This is a genomic window from Peptoniphilus indolicus ATCC 29427 (assembly GCF_000227315.1).
Classification (GTDB): Bacteria; Bacillota; Clostridia; order Tissierellales; family Peptoniphilaceae; genus Peptoniphilus; species Peptoniphilus indolicus.
Map to the genome: position 1 here is coordinate 450,158 of NZ_JH165061.1, position 14,111 is coordinate 464,268.

Below are 14,111 nucleotides of genomic sequence, written 5' to 3' on the forward strand. Positions count from 1 at the left end.
GAGACATAATGTTATCATAAATATTAAAAAATAAGTAATAAAAATAGGTAATATGAGAGATTAGATTTCTTTCATATTACCTACTTTCTATTTAAACATTCTTTTTAATTTACTGCTTATTGCCCACTTAAAGAAAGTCCAGCCCGGTCCGATATCGTCACTTGCCCAAGTTGAGCTGACTTTTTTTGAATCTGTAATCTGAAATAATTTTGCCCCAAGTCATTTGACCTGTGCTCAAATATCTCTTGATTGCAGGAATATCTTCGTATTTATATTTCCAGTGAGTTTCTGTATTTTTTCTGATTTGTGCACCGGATACTTTTTCTCCTAAAGAGTCCAAGAAGTACATCATAGGTGAGTTGAAACCAAGTTGACAAAGCATTTCTGTGAAGTTTATAAATCTCACGTTTACTTCGACTAAGTATATTTTATTATTTCTTTCATCTCTTTTTAATTCAACTTCTGCGAAACCTTTGTAGTTTACACTTTTGAAAAGAGGCGAGCATAAATCGTATAACTCTGGAATGTACTCTTGCTTAGCGTAAGTACTTGCTCCGAAATTTATTGGCCACTGTCTGATTTTTGATGTAGTTAAAAATGCCTTTACTTCGTTATCTTGCATATACATATCAAATGAATAACAATTGCTTTCAGGGCCTTTAACTATACGTTGTACAAATACATCTTGATTATCCTTTTTACAAATTTCCATTTTTTCTCGAAGTTCTGCCTCTGAATTTATAAAGAACATTTTTTCTCTGTATAAATTTACAAAAGGCATTGAATCACGAGGTTTTAAAACACAAGGATATCCAAGCTCTTCAGTTGCTCTTGCGTATAGATTAGGGTCGTCCATTGGAATTATCTCCGGAGTTGGAATATTTAATGGCTCAGTATATTTTAAAAGGCTTTCTTTGTCCATTAACTCTGTGAGTAGACCCTTTTGGTCATTTGGCCATAGATAATATTCTTTAAGCGCATCAAAGTTGTTTTCCATGAATTCGACATATAAGTCGGCTGTGGGGAATAGAACTGGCTTAGCGCTTTGCTTTTTTGAGTAATCTATTAAAAATTCAACAAGATTTTTTTCATCATTTTTGTAGTGAGGAGCAATAAGTCTTTCGTTTACATATTTAGAAACACCATAGTGTGATGGTTCGTAGTCTACGGTAGTAACTTGAACTCCATTTCGACCTAAATTTCTAACAACAGCAAGACCTATGTAATAATTGGTTCCTAAAACTACTGCTTTGTGTTTATATTTCATAAGACACCTCCAGTTAATTAATGATAATTATACCATATTTATTTTAAATATTATGAGTGTATGAAGTATAAAATGGATATAAATATAAAAAATAAGGAGGAATTGAAATTGAATATAAAATTTAACGGACAACCATTGACATTAGTTGGAAAAGAAATAAAAGTCGGAGATAAGGCACCGGAATTTAAATCTGTAAATCCTGACCTTTCTGAATTTAACTCGGAAGATTTAAAGGGAAAGATTGTAGTTTATTCAGTTGCACCATCTATTGATACAGGAGTTTGTGCAATTCAAGCGAGAACATTTAACGAAAAGGCAACTCAACTTTCAGATGATGTTGTAATTTATACTGTAACAGTTGACCTTCCATTTGCACAAGGTAGATTCTGTGCTGCTGAAGGAATTGAAAATGCTAAAATTATTTCTGATTATAAAGATCGTGAGTTTGGAGAAAAATATGGTTTCTTGATTGATGAGTTAAAACTTCTATCAAGAGGTGTTGTTGTAGTTGATAGAGAAGGCGTTGTAAAATATGTTGAGTATGTTGAAGAAGTTACTAATGAAGTAAACTTTGACGGAGCATTAAAAGCAGTAGAAGAGTTAAACTCATAATGAATATAAATATCTTAGCTGTCGGAAAAGTTAAGGAAAAATATATATTGATGGGAATAGAGGAGTTTGCCAAAAGGCTGACTCCTCATTGTAATATTAAAATTATAGAAGTTCCTGACGAACCGGCTCCGGAAAAATTATCAGAGAGTGAAGAACAGAGAGTTAAGCAAAAAGAGGGAGAGAAGCTTTTAAAGTACGTATCAAACTCGGATTATACCATAGCTTTGGATTTAAAGGGAAAGACTTTAACTTCAGAAGAATTTGCAGAAAAAATTTCAGATATAACAATGGAAGCGTCGACAATTAATTTTATAATAGGTGGTTCGTTGGGATTGGCACCGGAAGTTTTAAATGCTTGTAAATATAAGTTGTCTTTTTCTAAGATGACATTTCCACACCAACTTATGAGATTGATTTTAATAGAGCAAATATACAGAGGTTTTAGAATTATAAACGGATATCCATACCACAAATAAAAGGAGAGAGTATGAATTTTGAATTAATTAAAGATGAAATTGCAGAGAGATTGCCTGAATTTATTTTAATTAGACGAAAAATTCATATGAACCCTGAAACAGGAATGGAAGAGTTTAAAACCACTGATTTAATTATAAAAACTCTCGAGAGTTTTGGAGTTTATGAGATAGAAAAAATTGGCGAGACTGGTGTTGTTGCAATTATAAGGGGCAATGGCGAAAAATGTGTTGCAATAAGGGCGGACATAGATGCATTACATATTGAAGAGAAGACAAATCTTGAATATGCTTCTAAATTAGATGGCATTATGCACGCATGTGGACACGATATTCACACAATATCTCTACTTGGAAGTGCATATATATTAAATAGACATAGAGATGAAATAAAAGGCATTGTGAAACTTATATTTCAACCGGCCGAAGAGAAGGGAATAGGAGCAAAGTATATGATTGAAAATGGTGCTTTGGAAAATCCCAAGCCTGTTGCGATATTTGGACTTCACACTTGGCCTGATGTAGAAGCTGGTAAGATATTTCACAGACATGGAAAGATGGGGGCAGCTTCGGATAGATTTGAAATAAAGATAATTGGAAAAGGCGGGCATGCAGCACACCCTGAAAAGACAGTGGACCCAATAGTAATTGCAGGAAATGTAATAGTTATGATACAAAACATTGTATCTCGTGAATTATCCCCATTGGATTCAGCGGTTGTGAGTTTCGCGGCAATAAATGGTGGGAATGTATCGAATAAAATACCGTCAGAAGTTGAACTCAAGGGTTCGATAAGAACTCTTTCAGAAGATACCAGAGAGTATGTTCATAGGAGAATTGAAGAAGTTGTAGAAAATGTATCCAAGTCCATGAGAGGAAGTTCTGAAGTGAAAATACACAAAGGAGTTCCGGTTTCGTATAACGACAGAAATGTTTCTGTGCTTATTGAGAGAGCTTGCAGAGAAGTTTTAGGAGATGAAAATTATATAGAAAATCCTGAACCGTCTATGGGCTCGGAAGATTTTGCATATTATTCTGATTACGTTTCATCAGCTATGTATAGGCTAGGAGTTGGCTTTAAGGATAGAGAAAACGCACCGCTACATTCAGATAAATTTATGGCAGATGAAGAAGCTATACCAACCGGTATTTTGAGTATGGTGGCAGTGGCTGAGAAACTATTAAATGAATTATAGATAGAGGTTTTTATTGAAAAAGTTTTTAAAAAATATAACGCTGTATTTTTTACTGATCCTTATGTTATTTACTGTAGGTTGTCAGAATACAGAAAATGTCGAAAATAATGAAAGTAAAACTAATGCAACAAGTAGCGCCACAAAAGACAGTAAGGAAAGACTTCTGTTAGAAGACGAAAGTTATTACAGTAAAGATGATGTGGTGGAGTATGTACATCAATATGGGAAGTTGCCAAAGAATTATATAACCAAGAAAGAAGCTAAAGAAATCAATTGGTCTGTTGAGGACAGTAGAGGTTTTGTAATAGGCGGGGATAGATTTGGAAATAGAGAAGAAAAACTTCCGAAAGTAAAAGGCAAAAAATATTATGAAGCTGATATTTCTGAAGGCTATTCTCACAATAGAGGTGCGATGAGAATTATATATTCTGACGACGGATTTATATACTACACTGACGACCACTATGAAACTTTTGAGAGACTTTATTGAGCAGGAGATTTTATGAAGAAATATATAGTAGATGGCAATGAGTTTGCAACACGAGAGTCAGCATATAATCACTTAACTAAAGTATTTGGATTTTCTGACTCATTTGGAAACAACTTAGATGCTCTTTGGGATGAACTTACGGATTTAGAAGATGTTGTAATCGAGATAAAAAATGCTAGAGAAATTCCAAGGGCACTTGAAGAATATGGATTAAAAATTTTAGATGTATTTGGCGATTTATATGATGAGGGAATAGAAGTAAAAATTTATTGGTAAGGCACGTAAAAGTGTCTTATTTTATTGCGTAAATATAATTTTAATAAAAATTTATTGTAAAAATAATAAAAGGCAAAATTTTTAGTAGAAAAAGACAATAAATTGATAATTTAATCTAAACATCTTGACAATGGTTAAAGGTTATTGTAAATTTGAGTTGAAGAAGAAAGGGGTGTAGTATGTTTAAATTAAAAGAAGGTTTGACATTTGACGACGTACTTTTAGTTCCGGGCGAATCTAATGTACTTCCTAATGAAGTTGATTTGAGTACAAGACTTACAAAAAATATAAAATTGAATATTCCTCTTATGAGTGCGGGAATGGACACAGTAACTGAAAGCAGAATGGCTATAGCTATAGCACGTGAAGGTGGTATAGGTATAATACACAAGAATATGTCTATTGAAGAACAGGCGCTTGAAGTGGATCGAGTTAAGAGATCTGAGCACGGAATTATTTCAGATCCTTTTTATTTGTCAAGAGACCATAAAATTTCAGATGCTCTTACAATTATGTCAAGATATAAAATTTCAGGGGTTCCCATCGTAGATAAAGATATGAAACTTGTTGGAATTCTAACTAATCGTGATGTTAGATTTGAAATGAATGAGGACAGAATTATAGATGAGGTAATGACAAAAGAAAATTTAGTTACCGGAAGACCTCACATATCTATGGAAGAAGCCCTTTTTAGAATGAAAGAAAAGAAGATTGAAAAGCTTCCAATAATAAAAGATGATGGAACTTTAGACGGCCTTATAACTATAAAGGACATAGAAAAATTAAAACAATATCCAAATTCTGCAAGAGATGCAAAGGGAAGACTTTTGGCAGGGGCGGCAGTTGGTATAACTGTTGATATGATGGACAGAATAAAGGCTCTTGTTGATGCAAATGTTGATATTATAACTGTGGATACAGCTCATGGACACTCACTAAATGTTTTAAAGGCAATTTCAAGCATCAAAGAAAAATATCCAAATGTTGAGTTGATAGTTGGGAATGTGGCTACGGGAGAAGGCACAGAAGCGCTTATAAAAGCTGGTGCAGATTGTGTCAAAGTAGGTATAGGACCTGGTTCAATTTGTACGACAAGAGTTGTAACCGGAGTTGGTGTTCCACAAATTACAGCTATAATGGACGCAGTTGAAGTTGCAAATAAATATGGAGTTCCAATTATTGCCGATGGTGGTATAAAATATTCAGGAGATATAACAAAGGCGTTGGCTTGTGGAGCAAGCGTAGTAATGGCAGGTTCTCTATTTGCGGGATGTGACGAAAGCCCTGGAGAAGAAGTTATCTTCGAAGGTAGAAGATATAAAGAATACAGAGGAATGGGTTCTCTTGCAGCTATGAAATCCGGCTCAAGCGACAGATATTTCCAAAACAATACCAAAAAGTTAGTACCTGAAGGAGTTGAGGGTAGAGTTCCATTTAAAGGTGGAGTTTCAGATGTAATATATCAACTTTTAGGTGGACTAAGGTCAGGTATGGGCTATATAGGAAGTGCAAATATTAAAGAAATTCATGAAAAGGCACAGTTTGTGAAAATAACTTCAGCAAGTTTAGTTGAAAACCACCCTCACGACATAACAATCACAAAAGAATCACCAAATTATACAAAAATGTAAACTGGAAGCATATCTAGGGAGCCGAGCCGTAGGCTAAGGACCTAGCGATATGGATATCGTAAGATATTACACCTAAGGGATAAAAGCCCAGGAGGGGAGGTTCAACCTTCTCTTCTTGGGCTTTATTTTTTAGGATTAGAGAAAAGAGGTATATAATGAAAGTATCAGTTATAATGGGAAGCTCATCAGACCAAAAGATTGCAGATAAAGTTGTTGAAAAGTTAAATTATTTTGGCATAGAGCATGAAGTTAGAGTGATTTCAGCACACAGAGCACACAATGTATTGGTAGATTATGTTAGAAATTCAGAAGCAAGTGTATTTATAGCAATTGCGGGAAAAGCTGCGCACTTAGCAGGAGTTATAGCAGGTCTTTCTATAAAACCTGTAATAGGTATTCCGGTTAAGAGTTCCACAATGGACGGTTTAGACTCTTTGCTTTCAACTGTTCAAATGCCTAAAGGAGTGCCGGTTGCGACAGTTGCAATAGATGGTGGAGAAAATGCGGCAATTTTGGCAGTTCAAATGCTTGCTATTTGTGATGATAGTTTAAAAGAAAAGCTTGAAGAGTTTAAAACTGAACAAGAGAAGGAGTCTGTAAAATAATGAAGTATAGTGATGCAGGTGTGGATGTAGAGAGAGGCTATGAAGAAGTTTCTCTAATCAAAAAAATGTGTGAAAAAACTTACAGCAAGGATGTATTATCAGGTGTTGGTGGATTTGGAGCTATGTTCAACTTAGACATTACAAAGTATAAAAATCCCGTCTTAGTAAGTGGCTCTGATGGAGTTGGTACAAAACTTTTAATTGCACAAAAAGCCGATGTGCACAATTCTTGCGGTATAGACCTTGTTGCAATGTGTGTAAATGACGTTATATGCCAAGGTGCAAAGCCGTTATTTTTCTTAGACTATATTGCAACCGGTAGACTTGAGCCTACTAAAATGGCAAATATAGTTGAGGGAATTGCCAAAGGCTGTGAAATTTCTGATTGCTCTCTAATTGGTGGAGAGACTGCGGAAATGCCAGATATGTACGGCGAAGAAGACTATGATTTGGCAGGCTTTGTAGTTGGAGTTGTAGATAGAGAAAAAATAGTTGATGGGAAAAATATAAAAGACGGAGATTTGGTAATTGCTCTTGAATCTTCAGGGGTACATTCAAATGGTTTTTCGTTGGTTAGAAAAATAGTGTTTGAAAAAGCGGGATTAGACATTGAAGACGAATTGTATGAAGGTATATCTGTAAAAAAGGCATTATTGGAACCAACGAGAATATATGTAAGAGATGTTTTGGATTTAATTGAAAAGGTTGAAGTAAAAGCCATTGCCAACATAACTGGTGGTGGGCTTTATGAAAACATACCACGAGCTTTAAATGGACATGGTGCAGAAATTGACTTAACAGAGTATAAAATGCCGGCTCTATTTGAAAAGTTACAAGAGCTGGGAGATGTGGCAACAGAAGATATGCTAAGTGCTTTTAACTGTGGAATAGGTATGGTTTTGGTGATTGATAGAGAAGATGAACAAAAGGTAATAGAACATTTTAAGGATTACAGAGCTTTTAAAATAGGTGAGATAAGAGGTACTGAACTTGAAATCAAATTCTAAACTTGCAGTTTTTATATCTGGAAGAGGGTCTAATTATTTAGCGGTAAAGAATGCTATTGAAAGTGGAAAAATAGATGCTGAAATATCGATAGTAATTTCAAATTGTATGGCGGAAGGTCTACAATTTGCAGATAAAAAATTAGTTTCAAATAATTTTGATGAAATTTTGAGTGTATTAAAATCTGAAGAGATAGATTATATACTTCTTCTCGGATATTTAAAGATACTTCCTAAGAAAATTATAGAGGCGTATCCGAATAGAATTATAAATATTCATCCGTCCTTAATTCCTTCGTTTTGTGGTAAGGGAATGCACGGGAAAAGAGTTCATCAAGCAGTTTTGGATAGAGGGTGCAAAGTTACCGGAGTCACCACTCATTTTGTAAATGAAGAGGCTGATGCAGGACCTATAATTTTACAAGAGAGTGTAAAGGTAGAAGAAGATGATACGGCTCAAAGTTTGGCTGAGAGAGTTTTGAAAGTTGAACACAGATTGATTGTAGAAACAGTCCAAAAAGTTTTGGAGGAAACTAAATGAAGGTACTTGTAGTTGGAAATGGCGGAAGAGAATACAGCATATTAAAGAAGTTATCGGAAGATGGCGTTGAACTTTTTGCAGCTAAGGGAAACGGTGGAACAAGTGTATTTGCTAAAAATATAGACATAGAGCCGGAAGATGTAGAGTCATTGGTAAATTTTGCAAAGGAAAATAGAATTGATTTGACTATTGTTGGCCCGGAAAATCCATTGTGTCTTGGAATAGCAGACAGATTTGAAGAAGAGGGTTTAAAAATTTTTGGGGTTAAGAAAAACGGAGCAAAATTTGAAGCGAGCAAGGACTTTACCAAAGAATTTTTAGTAAGACATGATATTCCAACTGCAAAATATGCAACTTTTTTTGAATATGAAAAGGCAGTTGAGTACTTAAGCGAAATAAACTATCCAATAGTGATAAAAGCTGACGGACTTTGTCTTGGCAAGGGAGTTACAATAGCTCAAAACATGGAAGAAGCAAAAGCTGCACTAAGAGATGTATTTGTCGAAGAGAAGATGAACTCGGATAGAGTTGTAATTGAAGAGTTTTTAGACGGAAATGAAATATCGGCAATATGTATGGTATCTCACAACAAGATTTATCCTTTTGAATATGCAAGAGATTATAAAAAAATAGGTGATGGCAACAAAGGGCCAAACACCGGGGGAGTTGGAAATATAATTCCCGTGGAGGATATGTCGGATGATTTAAAAGTTCAAATACAAAAAATATTAGATGAGATTTCTTTAGGGCTGGAAAAAGATAATTTTAATTACACTGGAATACTTTTTGTAGGATTTATGGTGGTTGATAAACCTTATGTATTGGAATTCAATGTACGATTTGGAGACCCTGAAACAGAAGTTATAATGGAGAAACTTGATTCAAGTTTAATTCAATTGGCAGAAAAGGCAATTGAAGGAACGCTGACTCAAGAAGATTTTAAATACAATGATGACTACTATACTGGTGTGATGATGGTTTCAGGCGGATATCCTGGAAGCTATGCAAAGGGGTATGAAATAAGTGGCATAGAAGATGTAATTAACTCAACGGTAGTGCACGCCGGAACATCTTTTGAAAATGGAAAGTTCTATACATCAGGTGGTCGCGTTTTGATGGTAATTGGAAGAGGAAAGAATAGAGCAGAAGCGACAAAGATGGCGTATGAAGACGTTGAGAAAATAAAATTTAAAGATGCTTATTACAGAAGGGACGTGGGGATTTGAGAGCTTTGATATCAGTTTTTGACAAGACTGGAATAAAAGAATTTGCACGAGAACTTGAAAAGAGAAATTGGGAGATAGTATCCACTGGTGGAACTTACAATTTGTTAAAAGAGAGTGGCATAAAAGTTATGACTGTCGAAGAGGTAACGGGACAGAGAGAAATTTTGGATGGCAGAGTTAAGACACTTCACCCGAAGATACACGGAGCAATATTAAATATAAGAGAGAACACAGAACACCAATCTACTATATTAGAAGAGGGAATTATATCAATTGATATGGTAGTGAACACTCTATATCCTTTTGAAGATACAATAACAAAGACAGATAACTTAGACGAGATTATAGAGATGATAGACATAGGCGGGCCGTCTATGATAAGAGCAGCTGCAAAAAATTATAGAGATGTACTAATTGTTACAGACCCTTGTGATTACCAAGATGTGTTGGATAATTTAGATTCTATTTCAGAAGATTACAGAAAGCAAATGGCAATTAAAGCTTTTGAAACTACAGCTAGATATGACAGAGCTATTTCAGATTATCTAAGTGGCGAAAACTTTAGTTTAAATTGCAAGCTGAAAGAAAATTTGAGATACGGAGAAAATCCTCATCAAAAGGCGGCATATTATGTGGGAGAAGAAGTTGCAGAGGTTAAAATACTTCACGGCAAACAACTTTCATATAATAATTTGAACGATATTTATGCAGCTGTAAAAGTTGTAAAAGATTTTAAAGAGCCAACGGCTGTTGCAATAAAGCACACCAATCCTTGCGGTATAGGAACAGGTGAAAATTTAAAAGAAGCATATTTAAAAACGTATGAATGTGATACGGAATCAATATTTGGCGGAATAGTTGCGTTGAATAGAGAAGTTGATTTAGACGTTGCAGAGGAACTTTCAAAGATATTTTTGGAAGTTATAATCGCTCCGAAGTTTTCCAAAGAAGCTTTTGAAATACTTAGCGTAAAGAAAAATATAAGATTGGTTGAGATTTCAAACTTGATGGATTTTGAAGTTGGAAGACAGTTTAAACAAACTTTGAACGGAGTAATAGTACAAGATTTAGACGAAGTAGAATTTGAAAAGTTTGAAGTTGTGAGCAGGAGAAAGCCAACAGAAAAAGAACTTAAAGATTTAGAATTTGCATTTAAAGCTGTTAAACATGTTGCTTCAAATGGAGTAGTTTTGGCAAAAGACGGTTCAACTTATGCAATAGGACAAGGACAGACTAAGAGAGCTTGGGCAGTTGAAGAAGTTATTCACAGAACGAGAAGTTTGGATGGAGTAGTTTTGGCATCAGACGGCTTCTTTTTTGCCGATACAGTGGAACTTTTAAAAGACCATGGAATAAAAGCTGCCATCTCTCCTGGAGGTTCTATAAGAGATAGAGAAGTTATAGAAGCCGCGAATGAAGCAGATATAACGCTCATATTTACGAGAACAAGACATTTTAGACACTAATGCTCCACGTGGAGCATTAAAAACTCTCTTTACTATTTGTTTAGCAAAGAGAGTTTTTTTAGAGATATTTTTAATTGGAATCATCATTGTATTTATAGATTACAAGAGAAACAAGGATGAATGATACTATATAGAACACAATTCCACGAGATAATTGAAGCTCCCAGAATATGAAATCTATAAACTTTGTGTAAGCATCTACATAATTATAAAAGATGTTATGAGCTACAAAAAAGCCTATAGTTTTCCATCTGAATAGGAATACAAGTACTGCTAATATGTTGAATACTCCCACCATAAAAAACAGAAATGAAAAGATCTTAGGCATTATTTCGTAAAAGGGAAACTTATTGCCAAGTACTTCAATACTATCAATGGTTTGCTGAAATGCAAATCTCATTATTTGAGTATATATAATTGCAAGAAGAGCAAATATTATTATTGAAATTGTAAAAAATATTATATTTGAAATTATAAAATTTTTACGAGTTGTGCCAAGACGTAAGCTGAATTTAAGATCTACAAAAAAAGCATTGAAGCATTTTGTGACCAAAACAGCTGATGAAGCAAATGCTATTGCAGTAAGGTATACAGCTAAGATCGCAAACGGGGTAGATACGTTATAATCAGGGTCGCTTGATATTAAAGTGGGATCTGAGTTAGCTGCAAACCCAAAAATTAGCATAAATGTAACAATCGCAACAGCTGCAATATTTGTTGTTATTAAACTCTTTAAAAAGGTTATAGACTGAAATTTAAATATATTTTTTATAGTATTCATTTTAAGCCTCCTTATTTGTCAAATGGATAAATAATTTTTGCAGAGAGAGATTTGTGATTTCAGCACCTGCATTTTTTAGACGTGCTCTTTCATCAAAATTCAATTCATCATATATCGAAACAATTGAAACTGCTCCAATACTATCTTCTGAAATTATATTTTTATTGTTTAGAATTCTCAAAATTTCACCCTTAGAGCCTGTTATTGAAAGAGCTTTTGATTGGATGTTTGAAATATCTTCATTTAATAAAATTTCACTATTTTCTAAAATTATTACCTCTTCAAAAATATTTTCAGCCTCATCTATAATATGAGTGGAGATAATTGAAGTTCTTTCGCTAGTTTCAGAAAGTTTCATAATTTGTTGGTAAAATTTATATCTGTTGTTGGCGTCTAAACCAACAGACGGTTCATCATACAGTGTATATTGAGCACCTGAGGCCAAACCAATTATTAAGCTCAAAAGATTTCTGTTGCCTTTTGAAAGTTTTTTTATAGATAATTTGGGATTTAATTTAAATTCTTTTAGGAGTTCGTCTTTATAATCTTCATCCCAATTCGGAAGCATATTTGAAGCAAATTTTAAAATTGTATTTACTTTTTCACCTTTCATTGAGTCAGGAACCATAAATTCACTGATAAAGAGAATTCTATCAGTAGAAGATTGATTTTCTTTTACAATTTCTTCATCGAGTTTAACTTCGCCTGTGTATGAAACGATTTGGTTTGAAAGTATTTTTAATAAAGTTGTTTTACCTACACCATTTCTTCCAAGAAGACCGTATATTTTTCCGGGCTCTATTTCAAAATTTAAATTGTTTAAAACTATGTTAGAACCATATTTTTTATTTAGGTTAGATACAGTTATCATTTATTTCCCTTCTTTCTGTCTTTTTTCTATCTCTAAGGCAAGTTGCGCCGGAGTGATATTTATTCTTTTAAGTTCTTTTATGATTTGAGGAATGTGCGTATTAAAAAATTCCTCTTGTCGTTTATTTAATATTATTTCTTTAGCATTTTCGCTCACGTACATTCCCATTCCCCTTTTTTTATAAATTATTCCTTCATCAACTAAAATATTGAGTCCCTTTCGTGCAGTCGCTGGATTTATTTCATATATTTTTTGAAATTCGTTTGTAGAAGGTGTCTGTTCATCGGGGAGTAAAAGACCATCTAAAATTTGATTTTCTATAAATTCAGCAACTTGTTGAAAAATGGGTTTATCTTGTGTAAATTCCATATAATCCCTCCAAGTAAATTGGTTAATCACTTAACTAACTAAGTGAATAATATCATCTAGTTTTTAATATGTCAACAAAAATTTTAAAACTAGTATTTAATTGAGAATTTAAAGATAAAAAGACAATTCGCAATAGATAATCATAATAAAGATATTAAAATAATTTTGAACAAATAAAAAGCCTAAAAAATTTTCAGACTTTTAATTGTAAAAAATATACACTGATGATATACTCAAACTAAATTGGTAATACCAATTTTAAAATGTTTATGAAAGGAGTTTTAAGATGAGAGATTTAAATCAGGCTGAAAGTTCTGCTATTGATATGGATTTTGAAAGTTCTGCGGTTCCACAAAAAGAAAGAAAAAGTTTTTGGAGTATAACTATTGTGTGGTTAGGATTTGTATTTGTTATAACAAGTATGATGACAGGAGGAGGCTTGGCTGCGGGTCTTTCTTTCAAAGAAATTTTAATCTCTATTACAATTGGAAATATATTTTTAAGTATTATAGCTATTGCTGTAGCTAATATGTCAAGCAGAACAGGTTTAAGTTTTGCTTTGATAACACGTTATACTTTTGGAAATAAGGGATCCAAAATAGCGACACTTTTTGTTCCCATAGTAAACATAGGATGGTACACAATTCAGGCGGCAACTTATGGGAATTTTATAGCAAGTGTTCTAAACATAGAAGGAATCGGAGAATTTTTAATTTTATTTTTAAGTGCGATAATTATGGGAATCTTCGCTTTTTCAGGGATTAGAGCAATTACAATATTGGGATATGTAGCTATTCCTGCCATTATTTTTTTATCGATAGGGACTGCTATTAAGGCAGGAAGTTTAGCAGGATGGGAATACGTAATCACTTGGATTCCAAATGAAAATATATCTTTGGTAAATGGAGTAACTATAGTAATAGGAACGTGGATATTATCTACAGCTACGTGTATAGCGGATACGATGAGGTTTGCAAGGAATAGCAAACAAGCTATGATTAGTGCTGCAGTTGGATTATTAGGAGGAAACAGTCTTTTAATTTTGTGTGGAGCAATTGCGGGAATAGCAATGAATGAAAGTGATTTAACGTCAGTACTTCTTAAGTTAGGCTTAGTTATTCCAAGTTTAATTTTAATGACTACAAACATTTTTACAACAAATGCGGCAAATTTATATTCATCATCATTAAACTTAGCTAATAGTTTTAGGACGGATAGAAGAAAAATAATAGCTATAGTTTTATTAGTTTCAGGATTATTATGTTTGACAAAGCCATATAATATAGCTATGCTATTTAAATTT

Annotated in this window: 16 protein-coding genes; 12 read left to right on the plus strand and 4 right to left on the minus strand. The window is 33.6% G+C overall.

Annotated features, from left to right (window positions below; genetic code table 11):
- Window positions 1–157: 157 nt before the first annotated feature.
- Window positions 158–1,267 carry a carboxylate--amine ligase gene (locus HMPREF9129_RS02100; RefSeq protein WP_004819838.1) on the minus strand — a complete coding sequence of 370 codons (1,110 nt, stop codon included), beginning with the start codon at window positions 1,265–1,267 and terminating at the stop codon, window positions 158–160.
- Window positions 1,268–1,375: 108 nt separating this feature from the next.
- Here HMPREF9129_RS02100 and tpx point away from each other — a divergent pair, with 108 nt between their 5' ends.
- From tpx to purH, 11 genes are all read left to right on the plus strand, one after another.
- Entirely contained in the window at window positions 1,376–1,879 is a 504-nt protein-coding gene (gene tpx, locus HMPREF9129_RS02105; RefSeq protein WP_040552158.1) for a thiol peroxidase, read from the plus strand.
- On the plus strand, window positions 1,879–2,355 hold the full coding sequence (gene rlmH, locus HMPREF9129_RS02110) for a 23S rRNA (pseudouridine(1915)-N(3))-methyltransferase RlmH (protein ID WP_004819842.1): 477 nt from the start codon (window positions 1,879–1,881) through the stop codon (window positions 2,353–2,355). The genes tpx and rlmH overlap by 1 nt, the downstream gene beginning before the upstream one ends.
- A gap of 11 nt (window positions 2,356–2,366) precedes the next feature.
- A complete protein-coding gene (locus HMPREF9129_RS02115) occupies window positions 2,367–3,548 on the plus strand; it encodes a M20 metallopeptidase family protein (RefSeq protein WP_004819844.1) in 1,182 nt (393 codons plus the stop codon).
- 61 nt (window positions 3,549–3,609) lie between these two features.
- Window positions 3,610–4,038 carry a ribonuclease domain-containing protein gene (locus HMPREF9129_RS02120; protein ID WP_083827174.1) on the plus strand — a complete coding sequence of 143 codons (429 nt, stop codon included), beginning with the start codon at window positions 3,610–3,612 and terminating at the stop codon, window positions 4,036–4,038.
- 12 nt (window positions 4,039–4,050) lie between these two features.
- The gene (locus tag HMPREF9129_RS02125; RefSeq protein WP_004819847.1) at window positions 4,051–4,314 is read left to right on the plus strand and encodes a barstar family protein; all 264 of its coding nucleotides are present in this window, start codon (window positions 4,051–4,053) and stop codon (window positions 4,312–4,314) included.
- 179 nt (window positions 4,315–4,493) lie between these two features.
- A complete protein-coding gene (guaB, locus tag HMPREF9129_RS02130) occupies window positions 4,494–5,945 on the plus strand; it encodes an IMP dehydrogenase (protein ID WP_004819849.1) in 1,452 nt (483 codons plus the stop codon).
- A gap of 155 nt (window positions 5,946–6,100) precedes the next feature.
- Window positions 6,101–6,550, plus strand: a complete 450-nt coding sequence (purE, locus tag HMPREF9129_RS02135; RefSeq protein WP_004819850.1) for a 5-(carboxyamino)imidazole ribonucleotide mutase — start codon at window positions 6,101–6,103, stop codon at window positions 6,548–6,550.
- Complete coding sequence (purM, locus tag HMPREF9129_RS02140) at window positions 6,550–7,557, plus strand: phosphoribosylformylglycinamidine cyclo-ligase (protein ID WP_004819852.1); 1,008 nt, start codon at window positions 6,550–6,552, stop codon at window positions 7,555–7,557. The genes purE and purM overlap by 1 nt, the downstream gene beginning before the upstream one ends.
- On the plus strand, window positions 7,541–8,095 hold the full coding sequence (gene purN, locus HMPREF9129_RS02145; protein WP_004819855.1) for a phosphoribosylglycinamide formyltransferase: 555 nt from the start codon (window positions 7,541–7,543) through the stop codon (window positions 8,093–8,095). Before purM ends, purN begins: the two co-directional genes overlap by 17 nt.
- Complete coding sequence (purD, locus tag HMPREF9129_RS02150; RefSeq protein ID WP_004819856.1) at window positions 8,092–9,321, plus strand: phosphoribosylamine--glycine ligase; 1,230 nt, start codon at window positions 8,092–8,094, stop codon at window positions 9,319–9,321. The genes purN and purD overlap by 4 nt, the downstream gene beginning before the upstream one ends.
- The gene (gene purH / locus HMPREF9129_RS02155; protein ID WP_004819859.1) at window positions 9,318–10,787 is read left to right on the plus strand and encodes a bifunctional phosphoribosylaminoimidazolecarboxamide formyltransferase/IMP cyclohydrolase; all 1,470 of its coding nucleotides are present in this window, start codon (window positions 9,318–9,320) and stop codon (window positions 10,785–10,787) included. The genes purD and purH overlap by 4 nt, the downstream gene beginning before the upstream one ends.
- Window positions 10,788–10,857: 70 nt before the next feature.
- Here the strand turns inward: purH and HMPREF9129_RS02160 are convergent, their stop codons facing one another.
- Genes HMPREF9129_RS02160 through HMPREF9129_RS02170 form a run of 3 tightly spaced genes read right to left on the minus strand, consistent with a single transcriptional unit; the run spans window position 10,858 to window position 12,808 of the window.
- Window positions 10,858–11,568 carry a hypothetical protein gene (locus HMPREF9129_RS02160; RefSeq protein WP_004819860.1) on the minus strand — a complete coding sequence of 237 codons (711 nt, stop codon included), beginning with the start codon at window positions 11,566–11,568 and terminating at the stop codon, window positions 10,858–10,860.
- A 1-nt stretch (window position 11,569) separates the two neighbouring features.
- Complete coding sequence (locus HMPREF9129_RS02165) at window positions 11,570–12,439, minus strand: ATP-binding cassette domain-containing protein (protein ID WP_004819863.1); 870 nt, start codon at window positions 12,437–12,439, stop codon at window positions 11,570–11,572.
- Window positions 12,440–12,808 carry a GntR family transcriptional regulator gene (locus HMPREF9129_RS02170; protein ID WP_040552159.1) on the minus strand — a complete coding sequence of 123 codons (369 nt, stop codon included), beginning with the start codon at window positions 12,806–12,808 and terminating at the stop codon, window positions 12,440–12,442. It lies immediately after the preceding gene.
- A 286-nt stretch (window positions 12,809–13,094) separates the two neighbouring features.
- On the opposite strand from HMPREF9129_RS02170, the gene HMPREF9129_RS02175 reads away from it, so the two are divergent.
- A partial coding sequence (locus HMPREF9129_RS02175) for a cytosine permease (protein ID WP_004819867.1) occupies window positions 13,095–14,111 on the plus strand: 1,017 nt, incomplete at its 3' end.